22 protein-coding genes are annotated in these 21,740 nt (G+C 49.7%); 19 read left to right on the plus strand and 3 right to left on the minus strand.

The genetic code is table 11. The features are described 5' to 3' along the window. Window positions 1-55 precede the first annotated feature (55 nt). Entirely contained in the window at window positions 56-709 is a 654-nt protein-coding gene (locus tag AB8516_RS01385) for an LON peptidase substrate-binding domain-containing protein (protein WP_369157342.1), read from the minus strand. Window positions 710-1,178: 469 nt separating this feature from the next. Between AB8516_RS01385 and AB8516_RS01390 the strand changes: the two genes are divergently transcribed. The 5 genes from AB8516_RS01390 to AB8516_RS01410 all read left to right on the plus strand — a co-directional run bounded on the left by AB8516_RS01390 (window position 1,179) and on the right by AB8516_RS01410 (window position 5,030). Continuing rightward, complete coding sequence (locus AB8516_RS01390) at window positions 1,179-2,231, plus strand: class I fructose-bisphosphate aldolase (protein ID WP_369157344.1); 1,053 nt, start codon at window positions 1,179-1,181, stop codon at window positions 2,229-2,231. A gap of 22 nt (window positions 2,232-2,253) precedes the next feature. Continuing rightward, window positions 2,254-2,715 (plus strand): hypothetical protein, encoded by a 462-nt coding sequence (locus AB8516_RS01395; RefSeq protein ID WP_369157346.1) that lies wholly within the window; start codon window positions 2,254-2,256, stop codon window positions 2,713-2,715. Window positions 2,716-2,856: 141 nt separating this feature from the next. Next, on the plus strand, window positions 2,857-3,261 hold the full coding sequence (locus AB8516_RS01400) for a DUF4332 domain-containing protein (protein ID WP_108294130.1): 405 nt from the start codon (window positions 2,857-2,859) through the stop codon (window positions 3,259-3,261). 487 nt (window positions 3,262-3,748) lie between these two features. Continuing rightward, window positions 3,749-4,432: a zinc metallopeptidase gene (locus tag AB8516_RS01405; RefSeq protein WP_369157349.1), complete on the plus strand. Its 684-nt coding sequence runs from the start codon at window positions 3,749-3,751 to the stop codon at window positions 4,430-4,432. 154 nt (window positions 4,433-4,586) lie between these two features. Then, window positions 4,587-5,030, plus strand: a complete 444-nt coding sequence (locus AB8516_RS01410) for a DUF2914 domain-containing protein (protein ID WP_369157351.1) — start codon at window positions 4,587-4,589, stop codon at window positions 5,028-5,030. Between the two features lie 138 nt (window positions 5,031-5,168). On the opposite strand, the gene AB8516_RS01415 is transcribed toward AB8516_RS01410, so the two are convergent. Then, window positions 5,169-7,595, minus strand: coding sequence for a response regulator (locus AB8516_RS01415; protein WP_369157353.1), 2,427 nt, complete (start codon window positions 7,593-7,595; stop codon window positions 5,169-5,171). A gap of 579 nt (window positions 7,596-8,174) precedes the next feature. Between AB8516_RS01415 and AB8516_RS01420 the strand changes: the two genes are divergently transcribed. Beyond that, a complete protein-coding gene (locus tag AB8516_RS01420) occupies window positions 8,175-9,083 on the plus strand; it encodes an HDOD domain-containing protein (protein ID WP_369157355.1) in 909 nt (302 codons plus the stop codon). Between the two features lie 18 nt (window positions 9,084-9,101). Here the strand turns inward: AB8516_RS01420 and AB8516_RS01425 are convergent, their stop codons facing one another. Next, window positions 9,102-9,707 (minus strand): nucleoside triphosphate pyrophosphatase, encoded by a 606-nt coding sequence (locus AB8516_RS01425; protein ID WP_369157357.1) that lies wholly within the window; start codon window positions 9,705-9,707, stop codon window positions 9,102-9,104. 322 nt (window positions 9,708-10,029) lie between these two features. Between AB8516_RS01425 and AB8516_RS01430 the strand changes: the two genes are divergently transcribed. From AB8516_RS01430 to mltG, 13 genes are all read left to right on the plus strand, one after another. Continuing rightward, window positions 10,030-10,263 carry an OadG family protein gene (locus AB8516_RS01430; protein ID WP_369157359.1) on the plus strand — a complete coding sequence of 78 codons (234 nt, stop codon included), beginning with the start codon at window positions 10,030-10,032 and terminating at the stop codon, window positions 10,261-10,263. 71 nt (window positions 10,264-10,334) lie between these two features. Further along, a complete protein-coding gene (gene oadA, locus AB8516_RS01435) occupies window positions 10,335-12,149 on the plus strand; it encodes a sodium-extruding oxaloacetate decarboxylase subunit alpha (protein WP_369157361.1) in 1,815 nt (604 codons plus the stop codon). A 1-nt stretch (window position 12,150) separates the two neighbouring features. Further along, entirely contained in the window at window positions 12,151-13,290 is a 1,140-nt protein-coding gene (locus tag AB8516_RS01440; protein ID WP_369157363.1) for a sodium ion-translocating decarboxylase subunit beta, read from the plus strand. A 65-nt stretch (window positions 13,291-13,355) separates the two neighbouring features. Further along, window positions 13,356-13,883, plus strand: a complete 528-nt coding sequence (locus AB8516_RS01445) for a DUF177 domain-containing protein (RefSeq protein ID WP_108294146.1) — start codon at window positions 13,356-13,358, stop codon at window positions 13,881-13,883. Window positions 13,884-13,918: 35 nt separating this feature from the next. Continuing rightward, complete coding sequence (rpmF, locus tag AB8516_RS01450) at window positions 13,919-14,098, plus strand: 50S ribosomal protein L32 (RefSeq protein WP_108294148.1); 180 nt, start codon at window positions 13,919-13,921, stop codon at window positions 14,096-14,098. Window positions 14,099-14,307: 209 nt separating this feature from the next. Beyond that, window positions 14,308-15,330, plus strand: a complete 1,023-nt coding sequence (gene plsX, locus AB8516_RS01455; RefSeq protein WP_369157367.1) for a phosphate acyltransferase PlsX — start codon at window positions 14,308-14,310, stop codon at window positions 15,328-15,330. After that, window positions 15,327-16,295, plus strand: a complete 969-nt coding sequence (locus tag AB8516_RS01460) for a beta-ketoacyl-ACP synthase III (RefSeq protein ID WP_369157369.1) — start codon at window positions 15,327-15,329, stop codon at window positions 16,293-16,295. Before plsX ends, AB8516_RS01460 begins: the two co-directional genes overlap by 4 nt. A 19-nt stretch (window positions 16,296-16,314) precedes the next feature. Next, entirely contained in the window at window positions 16,315-17,256 is a 942-nt protein-coding gene (gene fabD, locus AB8516_RS01465) for an ACP S-malonyltransferase (RefSeq protein WP_369157371.1), read from the plus strand. Beyond that, entirely contained in the window at window positions 17,253-17,996 is a 744-nt protein-coding gene (gene fabG, locus AB8516_RS01470) for a 3-oxoacyl-ACP reductase FabG (protein ID WP_369157373.1), read from the plus strand. The genes fabD and fabG overlap by 4 nt, the downstream gene beginning before the upstream one ends. A gap of 197 nt (window positions 17,997-18,193) precedes the next feature. Beyond that, on the plus strand, window positions 18,194-18,427 hold the full coding sequence (acpP, locus tag AB8516_RS01475) for an acyl carrier protein (protein WP_069126856.1): 234 nt from the start codon (window positions 18,194-18,196) through the stop codon (window positions 18,425-18,427). 110 nt (window positions 18,428-18,537) lie between these two features. Then, on the plus strand, window positions 18,538-19,779 hold the full coding sequence (fabF, locus tag AB8516_RS01480; protein ID WP_369157375.1) for a beta-ketoacyl-ACP synthase II: 1,242 nt from the start codon (window positions 18,538-18,540) through the stop codon (window positions 19,777-19,779). A 13-nt stretch (window positions 19,780-19,792) separates the two neighbouring features. Next, entirely contained in the window at window positions 19,793-20,608 is an 816-nt protein-coding gene (gene pabC / locus AB8516_RS01485; protein ID WP_369157377.1) for an aminodeoxychorismate lyase, read from the plus strand. Between the two features lie 125 nt (window positions 20,609-20,733). Continuing rightward, window positions 20,734-21,735, plus strand: a complete 1,002-nt coding sequence (mltG, locus tag AB8516_RS01490; RefSeq protein ID WP_369157379.1) for an endolytic transglycosylase MltG — start codon at window positions 20,734-20,736, stop codon at window positions 21,733-21,735. Window positions 21,736-21,740: the final 5 nt, after the last annotated feature.

The following is a 21,740-nucleotide window of genomic DNA, read 5'->3' on the forward strand; positions in this document are numbered from 1 at the left end:
TTTGTTGTTAGCCGAGAGTGAATACTACACTTGAAAGCTGGCAAATGGACCGGGTTCAATGGGTCAAATGACCGGTGTTATTGCTGCTCGCCATCTCCAATTTCGCCATCAGCAGCAGAAAACGTTCATCAAATGAGACTGCATCAAGGATGGACTGTTTGTCTTCATGAGATAAAGGCAGAGCCGTGGTCAAGACATTGACAAGCTGTGGTGTCGTCAGTTTCTTGAGCTGATCGGTGTCTGTCTCAAGGGCATTGAAGGCCAGGTATCGATCCAGACTGGAATAGATGCTGTTTCGTTTCTCTTCCGTGGTCCTCAGATTGAAATCATAATCGGATTCGAATCGCTCCCAATTGGGTTTAATCAGTCGATAACCCCGATCCGACGGCAACTCAGTCTGTATATCGAATCGACAGACACCTGTGATTATGATTTCGATGCGTCCATCGAGGGTCTCATTATAGAAAGAGATTCGAGCTGCACATCCTGTGGTTTGTAGTTGGTGTATTGTCGAGTGTTCACTGTCATCGGGCTGTATCATACCGATCAAATGATGGCTGCCCAGTGCATCCTGCACCATGTTCAGGTATCGGGGTTCGAAGATGTTGAGTGGTAGTTGTGCCCCAGGCATGACAACTGCCCCGCTAAGTGGAAAGATAGGGAGCATCGACGGTAACTGCGGATAGTCGGGGATAAATGGATTTTGCATGAATGAACTCCTATAGCCAGTAAGAGTTGCCGTCAATCTGAATTATTCCGTATCTTTCCCCGATCGTTAGGGCCTGATATTACTAATCCAATCGGCTCTGATATGCCTATTCATCTGCCCAGCAAGGCAGTATTGGATAATTTATATTGAGCTACAAGAGAGAATGATAACACTACTGGACAGAATAATAGCCCCAGCCCTTTTGGTGCAACAGGGCCTGTTGGACTAGTGCTGACAGACATCAGGATCAGGATTGATCAGAGACTGATATCAATTCACTTACATAACCGTGTCATGATTCTATAATTCAAATAGGAGAAGCTGTCCCTATACTTTAGTCAGATAGTATCAATATCCATATATCCATCTGGTGACAACCGGACCGTGAAGACCAGGCACGGATTCTAAGGTTGATCAGTAGAGTGGTATGTCCAGGTAATTCCTTTTGGGTAAATACAAGGAGAGACAGATGAGTTATATCGAATCCCTGCTCGGTAATGAGGCTGAAAGCTTGCTGGCCCACAGCTGCGAGACTATTGATAAAAAGATGTTGCAACTACCTGGTCATGATTACGTCGATAGGGTGTTGAGCCAAAAAGATCTCAAGCCGGGTGTGCTGCGCGCAATGCAGACATTGATCGGTACAGGACGTCTGAGCGGTAGCGGTTATCTCTCCATTTTACCTGTAGACCAGGGTGTGGAGCACTCGGGAGGAGCGTCTTTTGCCGCCAATCCAATCTATTTCGACCCCGCCAATATAGTTGAACTCGCCATCGAGGGCGGGTGCAATGCGGTCGCTTCCACCCTGGGTGTACTGGGTTCGGTGGCCCGTCGGTATGCCCACAAGATCCCCTTTTTGGTCAAAATCAACCACAATGAAATACTCAGTTATCCCAATTTTTATGATCAAACTCTGTTTGCATCGGTGGAGCAGGCCTTTGATATGGGGGCGGTTGCCATAGGTGCGACTGTCTATTATGGGTCTGAGGAGTCAAGGCGGCAGATTCAGGAGATTTCGGAAGCTTTCCAACATGCCCATGAGTTGGGCATGGTTACTGTGCTATGGGCCTACCTCAGAAACAGTTCTTTTAAAGTGGATGGTGTCGACTACCATACAGCTGCAGATCTGACAGGTCAGGCCAATCATCTGGCAGCGACGATTGAGGCAGATATCGTTAAACAGAAACAAGCGGTGGGAAATGGAGGCTATAAAGCCATCAAATTTGGCAAAACAGACAAAAAAGTCTATACAGAACTCACCACCGAGCACCCAATTGATCTGGTGCGCTACCAGGTGGCCAACTGTTATATGGGTAGGGCCGGGCTTATCAACTCTGGTGGTGCCTCTTCAGGGGAGGGCGATTTGGCACAAGCGGTGCGAACCGCTGTCATCAACAAACGAGCAGGCGGCATGGGTATGATCTCCGGGCGCAAAGCATTTCAACGACCTATGGCGGAGGGTGTTGATCTGCTTCATGCGATTCAGGACGTCTATCTCAGCGATCAAGTTACAATTGCTTGAAATATTAAAGAGTTATGGGCTTTTGTCTTATATTCGGAACGGCAGTGCTGATGATGGATCGGGCTATTTGGGTAACATGATGTGGGTATTTATCAAAGGGATTTCTGAAGAGATTTCGGTCAAGCAACTGCATAAGTTGATAACTCGCCAACTCAGTCCTCTCTGGTCTATCATGCCAATCAGAGGGGTGAAGGTGGAAGAGAGTAAAATCCTTAAAATCATGCACACCAGGTCCAGAGTTTGGGAATACTATGGACTTGTCTGTATCAAGCCCTCACGACAAGTTCATGCGGTAATAGGCAGGTTGAACACCATAAAAATCAATGGAATGAGATTGCAAGCTCATCCCTATATCAGGCGGCGTAAGAGTAGGGATCGACGTCAGCAGCTGGTCGAGGGAACAGAACAATTTCCGGGGGACCGTAGGCGTAGAGACCGCCGGCGTGGAAACCTGGTGAGTCAGGTCAGCGATCCCATGGACTGACTGGCTGAAGTGCGGAGCCCATTTATCGATAATCTATTAAGGAGACGTGGAAGTTAACATTTTTTTTAAAATCACAGCTTTCGATAGGGTTTTACTGGCCCTAGAGTGATAGTACCCAAAACCAACTATAGAGAGATAACAATGACAAAGTTAGTCGACATTGAAGGTATCGGTGATAAGTATGCTGCAAAGTTGACGTCAGCGGGGATCACCAGTCTGGAAAATCTGTTGGAAAAGGGAAGTACCAAAAAAGGCCGCAAGGAGATCGAAGATGCGACTTCGATTAGCGGAAAGCTGATTTTAAGATGGATCAACATGGCTGATCTATTCAGAATAAAAGGTATCGGTGAGCAATACTCGGACCTGTTAGAGGCTGCCGGTGTGGATACTGTGCCGGAACTGGCGCAGCGTAAAGCGGAAAATCTGCAGAAGAAGATGGTTGAGGTCAATGAAGCCAAAAACCTTGTACGTGCCACGCCGAGCCTCTCATCGGTTGAAAAGTGGGTGGCGGAAGCCAAACAACTACCCCGTGTGGTCACCTATTGATACCGGGTGTGCCGCAAAATGGCTTTCCAGGTAGGGAAAGCAGGGCATCTTACGAAAAGGCCACTGTCGTCTGATAGTGGCCTTTTCTACATGCACTGAATGATTGCGGGACTGATAGATACCCTTGTTGTAGTACGTTTCTGGATGAGAGTTTATTGGGTAGAATAGGCAGAGTTTAGGTAGGAACAAATCGGAGTCTGAAATATGCCGACCTATGATTACTATTGTGATGCCAACGGCGAGAAGGTTGAGGTCTTTCATCCCATGAATGAGTTGATCAGTAATTGGGGTGAATTATGCAGCAAAGTTAATAGGCCTCTAGGGGATACCGCAGGCAACGTACCAGTGCGGAGGTTAATCAGCAGTGCAGCTGTTATCAGTAGCACAAGCCTTGTTGACAGTGAACCGGCATGCCAAACTGGCGGTTGTTGTCCAGGCGGCAGTTGTGGATTTAACGAATAATATGAGCAGGCCCTAATCAAGGGAGATGGTCTATTTTCTACTGCTGGGGATACTGCTGCTGTTGATACTGGGACCACAGTTGTGGGTGCAGCATGTAATGACGAAATACAATCGTCACCAAGAAGAGAACTTCCCTGGCAATGGCGCAGAACTGGCCAGGCATCTCCTGGACCGCTATGGCCTGAACAAGGTCCAGGTAGAAAAAGCCGAATCCGGTGATCATTATGATCCCAGGGATAAAGCGGTTCGATTGTCAAAAGACAAACTGGAGGGGAGAACCCTTACGGCCATTACAATAGCAGCCCATGAGGTCGGGCATGCATTGCAGGATGCGGCGGGGGAATCGCTCTTTCAGTGGCGCAGCCGACTCGGATCGATTGCTATAGGGGCACAGCGGCTTGGTTCATTCTTACTCTTCGTGTCACCGATTCTCTCCATTGTCACGCGTGCACCCTCGGCAGGCCTGTTGAGTGCAACGGCAGCATTTCTTGTGATGGGCTCAAATGTGATCCTGCAATTGGCGACTTTGCCTGTTGAGCTTGATGCCAGTTTTAAAAAGGCTTTGCCGCTGCTCAAGAGCGGATACTTGGAGCCGGAGCAGTATCGTGGGGCAAAAAAAATATTAAGGGCTGCCGCATTCACCTACCTATCTGCCTCGTTGGCCGGCTTACTCAATTTCTGGCAATGGATACGCGTATTAAAAAGATAGGGGTAAAAAACGTATTTCAGTAATATCTTCTGTAGCCAATGATGATTGCTCAGGGATAGAACGAGAATATTGACATAGAAGAATAACATCAAATATAGAATGCCTAAATAAATGAGAGATCATCTACAGAAACGAAATAGGAGCGGAGGAGAGGATGCCTGGTTATTTTAGATGGATTTGTCCAGTACGGTCGATCGGTGCGTTCCTGTTCTTGCAGCTATTTTCAATTAGTCTATCTGCTGAAGAGTTGCAAGCGTCACCTGTTCCTGACGCCTATGTGGCCAGAGCACAGTTCACGACAGCAGTTGTCAATAGAGAACCGGTTGATCAGGTTGTAAAACTCGATGCACAGGCAACCAGGATCTTTTTCTTCACTGATTTGAGAAACCTGCAAGGTCGAACTGTGACCCATCGTTGGGAGTTTGATGGGCAGATCGTGAGCGGAGTGGATTTTGAAGTAGGTGGACCCCGCTGGCGAGTCTATTCAGCAAAAAGTTTGAATCCTGGTGAATCGGGAAAATGGACTGTGTTTGTGGTAGACGAGTCGGGTTGGCCCTTGCACGCATCAATTTTTGAGCATGGAGAGATTGCAAAATAGCAGACCAGAGCGATATGGAGTTCACCACATCAGACTGGGAGGATTCAGTCCACCATTGAACCATCTTGGTTTTTTTAACGAATGGAAGGGGGATAACCCAAGGCGGAGTTACTTGTTGGCCAATAAAAATCTCTATGCCTATTGTGCCTTGAGATTGAATTCCTCTTCTGCCATTTTGCGCAGTGTCAGCTCCTTTTCCAGCCTCATCTCATCGGAAATTTTCCTGTTATCATTTTTTTCAGTCACTGATGGCGTTTTTATTGCTGTAGGATTCCGTGCCGGTTGTTGTGAGGACACGGCAGCTTTTGAATCAGCTGGCGTAGTATGTGGCTCTACCTGGTTTAGTCCTGACTGAATATCCATGGGTGTCCCGCCAATAGCCGGATTGTCATTAAAAACCGTATACAGATAAACGCCGCCGATTATCAGCATGATTGTGAATATTATACCGGCTATGGCGAAGGAGGAGAGATGGAAGCCATTTTTAAACAGCAGGGGTTCCGGCTCCACCCGAAATGGAGGAATGGCCGGCTTGTTTTTAACCTGTTGTTTGGATTGTATCTGATCTTGATCCGGGAATAGATGTACACTGGAAGGTTCGCTTGTTTCAGAATAGAGGTTGCTGTCCGGCGTGGCTTTGAGTGACAGATCCGAGTTTTGCATGCCGCCGGCGATATCGGAGTTGGACTGTAGTTGAGTTTTCGTTTCAACAGCAGTGCTATTTCTAACAATACTCTCCGTATCGGTTTTGGCCGTTCTCTGATTTTTCTGTTGTTCTTCAGTTAATTGCTGCTGCAACTGATCAAGCTGCATATTTAATAATTTGATGTTGTCTTTAAGGCTGTTCACCAATTGATTGGATTTAAGATTCTCAATCTCGGCCTTCTCTGCACGGCTGGTCAGCTCGGTGAGCTGATTCGCGAGGTGCCTGTTCTCTTCCTCGAAGAATTGCTGATGCTCATTGCTGGAATTGGAGAGTGACTCTTCAATCAGGGTCGCATTTTCAACCTCCATTGATTGAACACGTTTCAGAAGCTCTCTGTTTTCATTCGCTACTGATTCTACCCGTTGTAGAAGGTTTCGGTTTTCACTCTCTACTGCTTCAGTCCGTTGCAGGAGGTTATTGTTTTCACTCTCTACGGCTTCAGACCGTTGCAGAAGATTTTTGTTTTCAGACTCTACGGTTTCAGCCTGTTGAAGAAGATTTGTATTCTCATTTTGCAGTTCTATAAATTTGAGCTGTAGTTGTTGCTGTTGGCTTTCGACCTCAAACAACTGTCTACGCAGATTGTCAGCCTCAGCGGACTGATTTTTCCAGTGTGTAATCTCATTGATCAATTGACGATTTTCGTTCGTCAAACGTTCAATCGTCTGTTTGTGTTCAATCAGTTCACTGGCTTCATCATCCTCTTCGTCAAAGTCACTACCGTATTTGGCCTTGATTTCAGCAACCTGTTCAGCTGCAAGGCGATGAATCTCAGAGGCACTTCGTGTAGATGCGGATTGCGAATGCGTTGTACTACTGCTGGATTGCCGGGATTGACTGGTTAATTCAGAGGTGTCGCCAGCCAGATTGACCCGTGTCAGTGTCTCACCGCCTTTATCGACTACCTTGTTGCCACCATTCTCAGAGGCTGTTTTTAGACGACCTTCAGCCAGTGATATTAACTCGATCAGACGTGTGCCGGGTTTGATATCAGGGGCGGAGATACCGATGCTGGTACTGACGATCTGCTCAGATTCACCCAGATAAAATTGTTTCGATGAGAGGTCCTCGAGGATTCTTCTACCGAGATAGCGTGTTCCGATGGCGTTTGAGGCTGGGCGTAGGATGGCAAACAGACCCGTGCCGAAGTAGGCCAGGGTGTCGTCAGGGTGAATGTGTTGTTTGATTATCTCGACAAGCGTGAGCAATATGTGTTCAATTGCCGGGTCACTGTATTGAGTCGTAATCTCATCGATTTGGTCTATTTTGACAAGCGCTATGGCTAGCTCGTTCTTATTGCGAATGGCGAAGGCGAGTTCACGACTGGTGGACTCCATGAAATGTTCTCTATCGACAACACCACCAAGAAAATCAGATTGTGGTTCGATCTCATCATGTTGGGAGATATCAGTTTCGAGGTGAGCGAGATCAGGTTGCTGATTCCTGTCGCCCAGTAGTGTAAGAAAATTCCTGATATTTGAGGGATCGAAAGGTTTGTTGATGACCTCATCTGCGCCTAATTGAGTCAATTCCTGGCGTATTTCCGGGCTCTCCTCGTTTCCGGTGACAACGATGAAAGGCATTGTCGCTATCTGTGAGGAGTCTGAAGCCCTGATTTTGGTCAATAGGCCCCTGCCATCGAGTTTCGGCATAGAGAGATCACTGAAGACAAGAGTGATCGACGGGGTATTGCAGAGTATATCCCACGCCTCCTGACCGTTCTCTGCTTCGATGACCTGGCAATCGTCTTTTAAAATATTCTTCAGTGAAACCCTTACAACTCGAGAGTCGTCAGCAATAAGCACCATCGGCTTATCGCTGGCATGATGAGAAAAGCTTGTCAGGGCATGTTCAGCCATTCCGTTTGATTCTTCTTGCTTAAGCATGGGTAAATTATGTCTACCTTTAGCTTCGACTAATCGGCTAAAAACTTTAGGTGCCATTAATTCGTGCAATGCATTAGATATATACTATAAGATACTGTTAAATATAAATAAGAATATTAATCCCATGTCACAAAATGTGAAAAATGAGAGATGTGTCACCCATGTATTCAAGGATCCGGCCAAGGTTCCAGTTTTCTGAAATCGAAACTGACAGAGTCCGTGAGCATGATGTGGCGCCAGCCGATCCCGGCGTACTGTGTGAGGTCTCTTCCTGAGGGTTTAAACAGCAGCATACTCGCAAGCGATGAAAAGATTTCGGAACGGGGTCAAATATTATAAAAGTATTACCTATTATGGGGTTATTAGAGTCTGTTAATGTAATCTAAACTCAGACTGCACAAACCGGAATGCATGGTTAAAGCACTGAAAATTGTGAACCTTGACGCACTCCTATCCCTCAACTAGTTTGAACAGCAGGTCGACCTGGAGATATTCTTTATCCTGCCGATACTCAAATTGATCACCACAACCATAAAGTCAATGCAGGTATAGATGACAAAGTCAGTCTTTTATCTTTCGGATGGTGCGCCGGTAGAAGCCGAGGATGTAAAAGAGGCTCGGGACAAGGAGCGTGAGAACAGCATCATAAAACCTTTTATGGACTCGGTTAAGGAAGACCTGGTTGCAAATAAGATTTACCTTCCTACGCTGCCCGCATTAGCACTCGAGGCCTTGGTGGTTATCAATGATGCCGACAGTTCGGCACATGACCTGGAAAAGGTGATTTCCCGGGACGCGGCGCTCACCGCAAGACTGATTCGATATGCAAACAGCCCACTCTATCGGGGCTTGAATACCATAGCCTCCATAAAACCGGCAATCACTCGAATAGGCTTTCAAAGAGTAAAAAATGCTGTCTATGCCGTATCGATGAAGGAGGTTTTTCGCACCTCGGAGAAAGAGATCGAGAGACGCATGAATCAATTATGGGCACATTCGGTGAAAGTTGGCGCGCAGGCGGCGATGCTTGCCAAGGAGCAACCCGGTCTCGATCCGGATATCGCCCTTGTCGCAGGGCTGGTCCATGATATCGGCCAAATCCCCTTATTGATCAAGGCGTGTAATTATCCGGATATGATTGCAAATCCTGAATTTCTGAATAAGGTGTTATTGAAATTACATACACAACTGGGTGGCAGCATATTGAAATTATGGAAGTTCGATCAACATGTCATCGACGCCGCTGCAGAGCATGAAGATCTCAAACGTGATCCGGGTGACGCACCCATAGATTATGTGGATCTGGTTCAGGCTGCGAATATACTGGCCTACGAAGGTACAGATCATCCCCTGGCAAACGTGGACCGTTCCACCATCAAGGCCTTCTCCCGTTTAGAGAAGTCTGGTAATGATGAATCACTGGATGAAGAGACAAAAAAAGTCGAGGATGTATTCTTCTGACGAAATTTGTAATGCGGGCTACTCTGCCAGCACATCGAGCCCCTCATTGCGTAACATTGCAATAAGGCGTATCAGCGGCAGGCCGATCAGGGCATTTGGATCCTCCCCCTCCAATCGTTCGAAAAGTGAGATTCCCAGTCCTTCCGATTTGAACGAGCCGGCGCAATTATAGGGCTTCTCTTTGAGCAGATAGTTTTCAATCTCACTTTTCTGCAAGACCCGGAATATGACATGAAAGGGTTCGCAGCATAGCTGGATATGCCCGGATTCGCTGTTCAACAGGCACAGGCCGGTTAAAAAACTGACACGCTTACCGGAGACACTGAGCAATTGTTCCACTGCCTGTTGATGACCTCCCGGTTTTCCCATGATCGTCCCATCTACGACCGCCACCTGATCTGAGCCGATGACAAGCGCTCCTTTGTGATCTTTCGCAACCTCCCTTGCCTTGCTTTCTGCAAGGCGGGTTACCAGCCTCTCCGGTGGTTCATCCAGCAGTGCGCCTTCGTCGATATCCGGTGACATACTGCTGAACTCGACCCCCAGTCGACTCAATAGCTCTCGGCGAAATGGGGAACTGGAGGCAAGGATCAGAGGTTGATGTGGGTTTTCGGAGTAGGGCATTGAGATACAACTGTAATTGACAATGTAAATTCATAGTATCAAAAAAATCGGGTCCCTTAGCATCATCCTGACAGTCGGGCTGTGGCGGAAAATATCCGACCAGCTATATTGGTTATTAGCAAGGGTTGAAGAGTTAATTATTAACATGTTAAATACATATCATATAAATTCTAAATAAAAAATTATTTTTTGCATGAAAAACAGTACGATAGCTATTTCTTGATGTTTCTTGCTCGCTTGACAAAAGGAGTAGAGCCAACGTAGAAAGGCGGAATCATTCGTTACAGAGTTCAGATCCACTATGCCAATAACAGATTTGCTAATGTCCGGCATCAATCTCATGGTCACCGGAATGGGGATCGTTTTCACGTTCCTTTTGATCCTGGTTTTCGCCATGAAGGGGATGTCTAAGTTTGCGATGTTTGTTACTGAGCGACACGGGGCTCCTGAGAGGGTATCATCTCAGCCCGTGATTAAGGGGCAGGAAGGTATGCGGGGTGATCTGGTTGCAGTCATTGCGGCTGCCATCAACAGTTATCGCGCTACACACAGATAGATCTGTTAAAGTTCCTAAGTTTTATTAATAAGCAACTTTTTGGCTGTTTACCAATCAACGGCGGCTAGTTTATGAGTGAAATGAAACCACTTGGAATCACTGATGTCGTGCTACGCGATGCACATCAGTCCCTGTTTGCAACCAGAATGCGTATCGAAGATATGCTGCCCATAGCAGAGAAGCTTGACAACGTAGGCTTTTGGTCTTTGGAGACCTGGGGTGGTGCAACATTCGATGCCTGTATTCGATTTCTGGGTGAAGATCCCTGGGAGCGTATCCGAACACTTAAGGCCGCGATGCCGAAAACTCCCATGCAGATGCTTTTCCGCGGACAGAATATCCTCGGTTATAGGCACTACGCTGATGATGTGGTCGATAAATTTGTCGAGAGGGCGGCAGTCAACGGCGTCGATGTCTTCCGTATATTCGACGCCATGAATGACCTGCGTAATCTTGAGACCGCAATCAAGGCAACACTCAAGGTCGACAAGCATGCCCAGGGCACCATGTCTTATACGGTCAGTCCCGTACACAACATGAATTATTGGGTTGACATGGGTAAACGCCTGGAAGAGATGGGTTGCGATTCGATCTGCATCAAGGATATGGCAGGCCTGTTGAATCCCTATCTCGGCTATGAACTGGTGACCCGTCTCAAGGAGGCAATATCCATACCAATTGCCATGCAAAGCCATGCCACCACCGGTATGAGTACGGCCACCAATATCAAGTGTGCTGAAGCCGGTATCGACATGCTCGATACCTCCATCTCCTCGATGAGTATGACCTATGGGCATTCGGCAACGGAATCTGTGGTGGCGATCCTGCAGGAAAGCGATCGCGACACTGGATTGGATCTGAATCTGCTGCAGGAGATCGCTGCCTACTTTCGTGAAGTGCGCAAGAAGTACGCCAAGTTCGAAGGTTCGCTCAAGGGTGTCGATTCACGCATCCTGGTGGCACAGGTGCCTGGCGGCATGTTGACCAACATGGAGAATCAGCTCAGGGAGCAGGGGGCCAGCGATAAACTGGATCAGGTACTCGAAGAGATTCCCCGTGTGCGCAAGGACCTGGGTTATATTCCCCTGGTGACCCCAACATCACAGATTGTCGGTACCCAGGCAGTGATCAACGTCCTGATGGGCGAGCGCTACAAGAGCATCGCCAAAGAGACGGAGGGTGTGCTCAAGGGTGAGTATGGCGCCACTCCGGCACCTGTTAACAGTGAACTTCAGCTGAAGGTCCTTGACGGGGCTGAGCCTGTCACCTGTCGTCCCGCAGATCTGCTGGATGATGAGATGGATAGGCTTTCCGCTGAATTTCACGGATTGGCCGAAGAGCATGGTATCAGGGTTGCTGATGATGAGGTGGATGATGTACTCATCTACGCGCTCTTCCCTCAGGTTGGCCTGAAATTCCTCAGGAATCGCGACAATCCGGATGCCTTCGAGCCACCACCCGGTGCCGAATCCACAGCGCCTGCCCAAGCCCAGGCCCCGACTCCCGTTAAAGCGACTGGTACAGCAGGCGGACCAGAGTCCTATCAGGTCGAGGTCAACGGTGTTACCTACAATGTGAAGGTCACTCCATCAGGTACCGTGAGCGAGGTAACCCAGACATCCACACTGGCGGCGGCTCAGAGTGCAGCGCCGGTTGCTGCGGTCAACCCTGGTGGGGATGTAATCAACGCACCGTTGTCCGGTAACATCCATGCCATCAAGGTCGCCGCGGGAGATGCCATCGCTGCCGGCGATGTCGTGATGGTTCTCGAGGCCATGAAGATGGAGACGGAGGTACGTGCCACTTCAGCAGGAACCGTTGCCCAGATTTTAGTGAAAGAGGGTGAAACCGTTCAGGTTGGATCACCTCTATTGAGTCTCTCCTGATATGATCGAAATAGGTATTCAGCCACTTTGGCAATCAACCGGGCTGGCCAACATGGGGTGGGGGCAACTGCTCATGATGGGCGTCGGCTGCCTGTTAATTTACTTGGCAGTGGTCAAAAAGTTCGAACCACTGTTGTTGGTGCCGATCGGATTTGGCGCCATCCTGAGCAACATCCCGCTTGCCGGCATCAGCGGCCCCGATGGTATATTGGGCTACATCTACCATGTTGGTATTGAGACAGGTGTTTTCCCCCTGCTGATTTTTATGGGGGTCGGCGCACTGACTGATTTCGGCGCACTGATTGCGATGCCCTGGACACTGTTACTGGGAGCTGCAGCCCAGTTTGGTATTTTCGTCACCCTGCTGGGTGCCTTGGCGTTGAATTTCATACCCGGTTTCGAATTCAGTCTGGCCGATGCATCCGCCATAGCGATCATTGGGGGCGCGGATGGACCGACAGCAATCTTTCTCGCCTCGAGGCTATCCCCCGACCTGCTGGGAGCAATAGCCGTCGCGGCATATTCATACATGGCGCTGGTGCCGATCATTCAACCTCCGATCATGCGTCTTCTGACCACCAGTAAAGAGCGCAATGTGGAGATGCAGCAGTTACGCCACGTCACCAAGCTGGAAAAGGTTCTTTTCCCGTTTGCGGTGTTGTTCCTGTGCGCAATCTTCCTCCCTTCCGCGGCTCCCCTGATCGGTATGCTGACATTCGGTAATCTGCTCAGAGAGTGTGGTGTGGTAGAGCGATTGAGCCACGCTTCGCAGAACGAGATCATCAACGTTGTGACTATTTTCTTGGGGCTGGCTGTGGGCTCGAAACTTTCGGCAGATAAGTTCCTTACCGTCGAGACTTTGGGTATTTTGGCACTTGGGGCCTTCGCCTTCTGCATCGGTACGGCGACCGGTGTCATCATGGGTAAGATCATGTATCGGGTAACGGGCGGAAAGGTGAACCCACTGATTGGAGCTGCGGGTGTCTCTGCGGTACCGATGGCGGCCCGTGTCGTCAATAAGGTCGGTCTGGAATCCAATCACCATAATTTCCTTCTGATGCATGCCATGGGGCCGAATGTGGCGGGTGTCATCGGATCGGCCGTGGCCGCCGGTATCCTGCTGGCCCTGGTCGGCCACTAACCAAGTCCTACACCGCCCATGTCATTTTGACATGGGCGCCATACTCATAATATTATTGTCCGCTTATGTCGAAGCGCTTTCCTGATCGGTTAGATCCGTGGCGTTTCGCCGATCTTGGCAAAGAGATCGGCGGAGAGCTTCCTTTGGATACCTTTTCAAGGTTGGGCGCTTGCTTGCTGAAACCAGCGGGAAACGTCAGTTTCAAGCTGTCGTTTGGTCGTGACCAGGAGCGGCGGGCGATACTCAGAGGATGGCTCAAGGCGGAATTGTCGCTGCAGTGCCAGCGGTGTCTGGAAGAGGTGAATCTTCCGATCGATACCCAGCTGTCCGTAGTATTCGTCCAAGGGTTGGATGAGGCCGAGATGCTGGCTGAAGACCTGGATCCTTGTTTGGTCGAGGATGATCAGGTGGTGTTCAGAGACTTGATCGAAGACGAATTGCTTCTGGCATTGCCGCAAGTGGCCATGCATGATCCTGGGGCTTGTGCCGCACCCGTGTTGGGAGTGGCTGGAGAAAAGCCGATAGAGAGCAGTGGGCAAGAACGAGAAAACCCGTTTGCGGCTCTGGCAGAGCTGAAGCGGGACAAAGAGTAAATTGGTTAACAGAAAGAATATTCGGGAGATCAGCCATGGCTGTTCAGCAAAATAGAAAGACTCCTTCAAAGCGTGGCATGCGCCGCGCTCATGATTCGCTGAAAGGTGAAACGCTCTCAATCGATTCCACTTCGGGTGAAACCCATCTTCGTCATCATGTAACAGCGGATGGCTTTTATAAAGGCCGTAAGGTAGTCAACTCAAAGGGCGAGTGATCCCCCGATTCCCACTATTCATGATTTAGAAACCCATCAAGGGTGATCCCTTGTTGGGTTCTTTAATTGATAGGCAGAATCTTCGATTGGCATGTCTCTCGTAATTGGAGTATTCCGATTATATCTGTTGGCACAATTCGATTCTGTATACAACTTGAAAAATGACAAACGGTCCAACGGGTTTCAGTGGATGGGTGAATCGTTAGCACATGAGTAAACCAGTAACAATCGCATTGGATGCCATGGGGGGGGATATTGGCGCAGATGTCGTGATACCTGCTGCCAGGGAGTATCTCCGACGTGATCATGAGACCGCGCTAATTCTGGTTGGTGACGATAATATCCTGACAAAGAAGTTGGGGCCTCATCCGTTTGGCGAGCGACTGCAAATCAAACATGCTTCCCAAACTGTTGCGATGGATGAACTGCCATCCAAAGCCTTGCGAAACAAGAAAGATTCGTCAATGCGTGTGGCGATCGATCTGGTCAAGAGCGGGGAAGCAAATGCCTGTGTCAGCGCCGGCAACACAGGGGCGCTGATGGCTACATCTCGCTTCGTGTTAAAGATGCTGCCTAATATAGATAGACCTGCGATTATCACCGCCTTGCCATCCATCACCGGCCAGACCTTTATGCTGGATCTTGGCGCGAATGTCGATTGCAGCGCTGAGCACCTGGTTCAATTTGCTGTCATGGGCAGTGAGACTGTGGCGGCAGTGACTGATATCGCCAATCCGAAAATCGGTCTGCTGAATATCGGACAGGAAGAGATCAAAGGTAACGAACAGGTTAAAGAGGCACACGAGCTCTTATTGCAGAGTTCTCTGAACTACGTGGGTTATGTCGAAGGTGACGATATCTACCAGGGCGGTACTGATGTGATTGTTTCCGACGGTTTTGTTGGCAACATAGCGCTGAAGAGCAGCGAGGGCGTGGCGAAGATGATTCGTCATTTTATGACCCTTGAATTCAAAAAGAACCCGCTGACTAAACTGGCAGGTTTGATTGCAATGCCTGTGCTGAGAGCATTTCGCACGCGTATAGACCACAGACGTTATAACGGCGCCAGCCTGTTGGGACTGCGTGGAATAGTGATCAAGAGCCATGGCAGTGCTGACAAACTGGCCTTCATGAATGCAATCAGCATTGCGCGCAAAGAAGTTTCATGTGATGTCCCGCATCGCATATCCGAGCAGGTTAAAACTCATCTGGAAAAAAGGGAGATCGCGTGATCTATTCGCGTATCACAGGCACTGGTGGATATCTGCCCGAAAAGGTGCTCACCAACCAGGATCTTGAGAAGATTGTGGATACCACCGATCAGTGGATCTTCGATCGTACAGGTATCCGTAAGCGGCATATTGCAGCCGATGACGAGTTTACATGTGATCTGGCGGAGAAGGCCGCGCTTAAGGCGATTGAGATGGCTGGTATCGAAGCCAGTGACATAGACCTGATTGTCGTTGCCACAACAACCGCTGATCAGGTTTTTCCCAGCACTGCGTGTCTTCTGCAAGCACGCCTTGGGATCAGGGGGCCTGCTGCATTTGATGTTCAGGCTGTCTGCACCGGTTTTGTTTATGCGCTTGGCGTCGCTGATAACTTTATCCGGTCCGGGGCGGCGAAAAGAGCACTTGTGGTAGGTGCCGAAACCTTTTCACGCATTATTGACTGGAGTGATCGAAATACCTGTGTGTTGTTTGGCGACGGTGCCGGCGCGGTTGTCATCGAAGCGAGTGATGAACCGGGCATTATCTCCACTCACCTGCATGCGGACGGTGCCTATGAGAGCCTGCTCCGGGTCCCAACCGGTATCTCACGCGGTTATAAAGAGATACTACAGGGTTCTGCATACGTCGAGATGAAGGGAAATGAAGTCTTCAAGGTTGCGGTGACCACCTTGGGTAGAATCGTAGATGAGACCTTGGCCGCCAATAACATGGAAAAATCAGATGTGGATTGGTTAATTCCCCATCAGGCCAATATAAGGATCATCAATGCAACCGCGAAAAAGCTGCAGACCCCGATGGATCATGTGGTAGTCACAGTGGATGAACATGGCAACACTTCTGCTGCGTCGGTACCTCTCGCTTTGGATGTGGCGGTCAGGGATGGTCGGATTAAGCGTGGTGAGACTATCCTCATGGAGGCATTTGGCGGCGGTTTTACCTGGGGTTCGGTTTTAGCGAAATTTTAGTGATTTGACAGTGTAAGCTATGAGTAATTCATCATTCGGTATCGTTTTTCCAGGACAGGGGTCTCAGTCCGTTGGGATGTTGAGTGAATTGGCAGCAGCCCATCCAATCGTCAGTCAGACATTCGCAGAAGCTACGGACGCCTTGGGCTATGATCTGTGGGAGCTGGTTCAAAATGGCCCGAATGACGCACTCAACCAGACAACAAAGACACAACCCGCGATGCTTGCTGCCGGGGTGTCTGTATGGCGGGTCTGGCTGGAACAGGGCGGTGCCAAGCCCCAAATCATGGCGGGACACAGTCTGGGAGAATACACGGCATTGGTTTGTGCGGATGCGATCGAATTTATCGATGCCGTCAGGCTGGTGGCCGAGCGAGGCCGATTTATGCAGGAGGCCGTACCTGAGGGAAGCGGCGGCATGGCGGCAATCCTGGGACTTGACGATGTTCAGGTGAAAACGGTCTGTGCCGAAGCCGCATCCGGTGATGTAATTGAAGCTGTAAACTTCAATTCACCCGGCCAGGTCGTCATTGCCGGTCATAAAGAGGCAGTGGACCGGGCATGCGTATTGGCTAAGGAGGCAGGTGCTAAACGTGCATTGCCACTCCCGGTCAGTGTGCCATCGCATTGTGCATTGATGAAACCGGCTGCGGAGCGATTGGCTCAATTGCTTAATGGGGTCAGCATTTCACAACCCTCAATCTCGGTGATACACAACGCAAGTGTCGCAGTGGCAAAGGATGCCGAGTCGATAAGCAAGCAGCTTGCCGCTCAGTTATACAGTCCTGTGCGATGGGTGGAAACGGTACAGATGATGGCGACCTCGGGTATTTCGAGCCTGCTTGAAGCAGGGCCCGGAAAGGTCCTGGCAGGATTGACCAAAAGAATCGATCGTGGTCTTGTCGGATTGCCTGTGTTTGATGCAAAAAGCTTGATGCAAGCGCTGGAGACATTGAAATGAGTCTGGAGAATGAGATAGCAGTGGTTACCGGCGCCAGTCGAGGTATCGGCGCAGCCATTGCAGACACCCTGGCGGATGCGGGTGCAACGGTGATCGGCACAGCGACCTCCGAGGTTGGTGCGCAAGGGATTACAGAACGTTTTAAGTCTGCGGGGCATGCCGGGTGCGGCATGGTGTTGAATGTCGCTGATGTTGAATCTATCGATGCGCTCATTGAGGCGGTCGGTAAGGAGTTCGGTAATCCTACTGTATTGGTGAACAATGCCGGTATTACCCGCGATAACCTCCTCATGCGCATGAAGGATGAGGAGTGGGAAAGCATCATCAACACCAACCTGACCTCTGTTTTTCGCCTTAGCAAGGCGGTATTGCGCGGCATGATGAAGGCGCGAAAGGGGCGTATTGTCAACATCTCATCCGTAGTCGGGGCAATGGGGAATGCCGGTCAGACCAACTACGCTGCCGCCAAGGCGGGAATCCACGGTTTTACACGCTCTTTGGCCAGGGAGGTGGGTTCGAGAGGGATTACCGTCAATTCTGTGGCGCCGGGCTTTATCGAGACAGATATGACGAACGAGCTGCCCGAGGAACAACGCAAGAGTCTTGAAGTGAACATCCCTTTGCAGAGACTGGGGTCACCGGAGGATATTGCCAATGCGGTTTTGTTCCTGGCAGGGCAATCCGGACGTTATATTACCGGTGAAACACTCCATGTTAACGGTGGAATGTACATGAGTTGATATGCGAAAACTCGAGATCAATTCTCATAATTAACATAAATAAATTATCATAACATACTGTTAAATAAATTTATTTATGGTGAATTTGAGATGCGAAAGTTATCTGAGGATTGCGCTTTTCTCAAGTGTTTTTTGTTACTACAATACCGCATCGGTCCTTTTCGAGGCCGGCGGATAATCCAGAGGAAATTAATAACATGAGCGATGTCGTAGAACGAGTTCGTAAAATTGTCGTAGAACAACTAGGCGTGAAGGAAGAGGAGGTAACGTTAGAAGCCTCTTTTGTCGATGATCTTGGCGCTGACTCTCTCGACACAGTGGAATTGGTTATGGCTCTTGAAGAGGAATTTGAAACCGAGATTCCTGATGAAGAGGCTGAAAAGATCACGACTGTGCAACTTGCTGTCGATTACATCAACGCACACAGTTAATCTTTGCGCAAAGATTTTCTATTTTTTATAGGCCGTCAAGCTCTAACAATAGAAAGGGGCGCGGCCTTTTGCTTTTCAGCAACACCACTGAACTTTGGGGGTAGTCATACATGACTGCAAGAAGGGTCGTCGTTACGGGTTTAGGTATGGTAGCGCCTGTCGGGCTGGATATTCCTACATCGTGGGAGAATATTCAGGCCGGCAAAAGTGGTATCCAACCCATTACCCATTTTGATGTTGGATCATTTTCTACCCAGTTCGGTGGTCCCATCTACGGTTTCGAAATCACCGATTACATAGCGAAGAAAGAAGCCAAGAAAATGGATAAGTTTATCCATTATGGCATCGCTGCCGGTATACAGGCGATCAAAGATGCAGGGCTTGAGGTGACGGAGGAGAATGCAGAACGCATCGGTGTTCTGATTGGTTCAGGTATCGGCGGCATTACCGGTATCGAAAACAGTTACCAGGCCTACCTGGATGGCGGTCCTCGTAAAATCTCACCGTTTTTCGTGCCTTCAAGCATTATCAACATGGTGTCCGGTAACCTCTCCATCATGTATGGATTGAAGGGACCCAACTACTCGATCGTTTCCGCATGCAGCAGTGGCGCCCACAGCATCGCCGAGGCTGCTATGATGATCCGGCATGGCCGGACGGACGTGATGATCGCCGGTGGTGCCGAAATGGCCACATCACCGGTTGGCTTGGGTGGGTTCGCAGCGGCACGGGCGCTTTCTCGTCGCAACGACGATCCACAGGGAGCCAGTCGCCCTTGGGATAAAGACCGGGATGGTTTCGTACTCAGCGATGGCGCCGGTGTAGTTGTGCTGGAGGAGTATGAGCAGGCCAAGGCGCGTGGCGCGAAGATCTATGCCGAATTGGCCGGTATCGGAATGAACTCCGATGCCTACCACATGACAGCACCCTCAGTAGACGGATCAGGTGCTGCCAAATGCATGGAGCTGGCACTTCAGGATGGTGGAATCAACGTGGATGAGGTTGATTATATCAACGCACACGGAACCTCCACCCCGGCCGGCGATGTGGCGGAGACTATGGCGGTCAAACGTGCCTTTGGTGATCATGCATACAAGCTATGTGTCAGTTCCACGAAATCGATGACCGGTCATATGCTGGGTGCGGCAGGTGGCGCAGAGGCCGTTTATACGATTCTGACACTCTACAATCAGGTTGTGCCACCCACCATCAACTTGGAAAACCAGGATCCCGAATGCGACCTGGATTATGTTCCCAATAGCGCAAGAGCGATGAAGCTGGACGTGGTGATTTCCAACTCATTTGGATTTGGCGGCACTAACGGTACCCTGGCATTCCGCCGTGTAAACTGAGGACGAAGGCTAATTGCTAGTTAACGGCAAATCAGGCGATCTGATACCGTTCTCTGATCGTGGTCTGCAATACGGCGATGGTTTGTTCGAGACTTTGGCCGTCAGACAGGGGCGTCCCTGTTTATGGCGGCGACACATGGCCCGACTTTCCCGTGGGGAAACAGCAATCGGCTTCCCTCCCAGCGATAAGCAGCTGCTTGAAAAAGAGGTTCTCGCACTCTGTGCCGAGCATGATCTGGCGGTTGTGAAGATAATACTTACCCGGGGCAGTGGGGGCAGGGGATATACCCCTCCCAGCCCCGCTTCACCGCGACGCCTTATCAGTCTCCATCCCTGGCCCGACTATCCTCAGAGCTGGTATACAGAAGGTATTCATCTTGGGATTTGCCGCACCAGGATTGGCCGAAACAGACAACTGGCAGGTTACAAACACTTAAACCGTCTTGAACAAGTACTGGCGCGTAGGGAATGTCAGGATGACTCCTTATCCGAGTGCCTGATGATGGATGAAAGGGAGAAGGTGATCTGCGGCACACAGTCCAACCTGTTCATGCTGCAGGGCAATACGATCTATACGCCTGATCTTACCCATTCAGGCATTGCGGGTGTGGTCAGAGAATTGGTGATTGAAATTGCAGGTCAGCTCTCAATCCCAATGCACATCACCGATTTGGATAGGGATAGGCTGATGAGTGCCGATGCCATGTTTGTAACCAATTCTGTGATGGGATTCTGTCCGGTCGCGGTGCTGAATAAGCGGCAATTTGACCAGGAGAATATTCCCCGTGAGTTGCGTTACAGGGTGGAGGAAGCCTGTAGCACGGCTTAGTATTTACTCTTTTGGTTATCCAAAAGTCGTGGTAATCAACTTCACCCCGCGGATTTTTCCAGTAGAATGGCGTTATGCTCAACGCCAACGATTATTTCCAATTAGTAGAGTCCGACTGGTGAGAAATGCGGGTTAATCGTCTGCTCGGTATTCTGATCTTTGTCGCCAGCATCCTTCTGGCTTGGGGTTGGATGGAATATGACGGATTTGTCAACAAATCCCTGAATTTACCCGAGGAGGGCGTGAACTATATTCTGCATCCGGGTATGACGGTCAGAAGTTTGGCGGAGGATCTGCAGCAACGAGGTATGCTCGAGAAGCCCATGTTGTTGAGATTCATTGCCCGTTGGCAGGGTCAAGCCAGTAGACTGAAGGCCGGCGAATACTATCTGCCTGCTGAAACCACGCCACCGAAGCTGCTTGAAATCCTCAGCTCCTCACAGGTTGTTCAATATGCCCTCACGATCATCGAGGGGTGGACATTCGACCAGTTGATGGCTGCGATCAGACGTGATCCGGTATTGGAACATAGCCTGAAGGAGGTAACGAACGATCAGGTGATGCAACATCTTGGCCTGGACGATCTGCATCCGGAGGGGCGATTCTACCCTGATACCTATCACTTTCCCCGCGGTACCACCGATGCGGCCTTTCTAAAGCGGGCCTTTAAACGAATGGAATCTGTATTGGAACAGGCCTGGCAACAGCGGAAAAAGCAGCTGCCGCTGAAAAGCCCATATGAGGCTCTCATACTGGCCTCGATTATCGAGCGGGAGACCGGCATACCAGAGGAGCGGGGCAAGATAGCCGGTGTATTCATAAGGCGCCTGAAGCGCGGCATGTTGTTGCAGACCGATCCCACGGTTATCTACGGTATGGGAGAGAGCTATAACGGTAATATCCGTAAGCGGGACCTCACTCGCGACACCCCTTACAACACCTATCTGCACAAAGGATTGACACCGACACCAATTGCCATGCCGAGCGGCGCTGCAATACGTGCGGCTTTGAATCCGGAAGAGGGCAATTCGCTCTATTTCGTCGCAACCGGTGATGGCGGACACTATTTCTCTTCAACCCTTGAGGAGCACAACAAAGCGGTACGAAAGTATCAGTTGAAGAGATGACTGCA

Source organism: Candidatus Thiodiazotropha sp. LNASS1 (genome assembly GCF_964212655.1).
Taxonomy (GTDB): Bacteria; Pseudomonadota; Gammaproteobacteria; order Chromatiales; family Chromatiaceae; genus Thiodiazotropha.

Bases quoted from the DNA above. Each gene is read 5' to 3' on its own strand.
- AB8516_RS01385 (WP_369157342.1), bottom strand. From the start codon at position 709: ATGCAAAATCCATTTATCCCCGACTATCCGCAGTTACCGTCGATGCTC.
- AB8516_RS01390 (WP_369157344.1), top strand. From the start codon at position 1,179: ATGAGTTATATCGAATCCCTGCTCGGTAATGAGGCTGAAAGCTTGCTG.
- AB8516_RS01400 (WP_108294130.1), top strand. From the start codon at position 2,857: ATGACAAAGTTAGTCGACATTGAAGGTATCGGTGATAAGTATGCTGCA.
- AB8516_RS01405 (WP_369157349.1), top strand. From the start codon at position 3,749: ATGGTCTATTTTCTACTGCTGGGGATACTGCTGCTGTTGATACTGGGA.
- AB8516_RS01410 (WP_369157351.1), top strand. From the start codon at position 4,587: ATGCCTGGTTATTTTAGATGGATTTGTCCAGTACGGTCGATCGGTGCG.
- AB8516_RS01415 (WP_369157353.1), bottom strand. From the start codon at position 7,595: ATGGCTGAACATGCCCTGACAAGCTTTTCTCATCATGCCAGCGATAAG.
- AB8516_RS01420 (WP_369157355.1), top strand. From the start codon at position 8,175: ATGACAAAGTCAGTCTTTTATCTTTCGGATGGTGCGCCGGTAGAAGCC.
- AB8516_RS01425 (WP_369157357.1), bottom strand. From the start codon at position 9,707: ATGCCCTACTCCGAAAACCCACATCAACCTCTGATCCTTGCCTCCAGT.
- AB8516_RS01430 (WP_369157359.1), top strand. From the start codon at position 10,030: ATGTCCGGCATCAATCTCATGGTCACCGGAATGGGGATCGTTTTCACG.
- oadA (WP_369157361.1), top strand. From the start codon at position 10,335: ATGAGTGAAATGAAACCACTTGGAATCACTGATGTCGTGCTACGCGAT.
- AB8516_RS01440 (WP_369157363.1), top strand. From the start codon at position 12,151: ATGATCGAAATAGGTATTCAGCCACTTTGGCAATCAACCGGGCTGGCC.
- AB8516_RS01445 (WP_108294146.1), top strand. From the start codon at position 13,356: ATGTCGAAGCGCTTTCCTGATCGGTTAGATCCGTGGCGTTTCGCCGAT.
- rpmF (WP_108294148.1), top strand. From the start codon at position 13,919: ATGGCTGTTCAGCAAAATAGAAAGACTCCTTCAAAGCGTGGCATGCGC.
- plsX (WP_369157367.1), top strand. From the start codon at position 14,308: ATGAGTAAACCAGTAACAATCGCATTGGATGCCATGGGGGGGGATATT.
- fabD (WP_369157371.1), top strand. From the start codon at position 16,315: ATGAGTAATTCATCATTCGGTATCGTTTTTCCAGGACAGGGGTCTCAG.
- fabG (WP_369157373.1), top strand. From the start codon at position 17,253: ATGAGTCTGGAGAATGAGATAGCAGTGGTTACCGGCGCCAGTCGAGGT.
- acpP (WP_069126856.1), top strand. From the start codon at position 18,194: ATGAGCGATGTCGTAGAACGAGTTCGTAAAATTGTCGTAGAACAACTA.
- fabF (WP_369157375.1), top strand. From the start codon at position 18,538: ATGACTGCAAGAAGGGTCGTCGTTACGGGTTTAGGTATGGTAGCGCCT.
- mltG (WP_369157379.1), top strand. From the start codon at position 20,734: ATGCGGGTTAATCGTCTGCTCGGTATTCTGATCTTTGTCGCCAGCATC.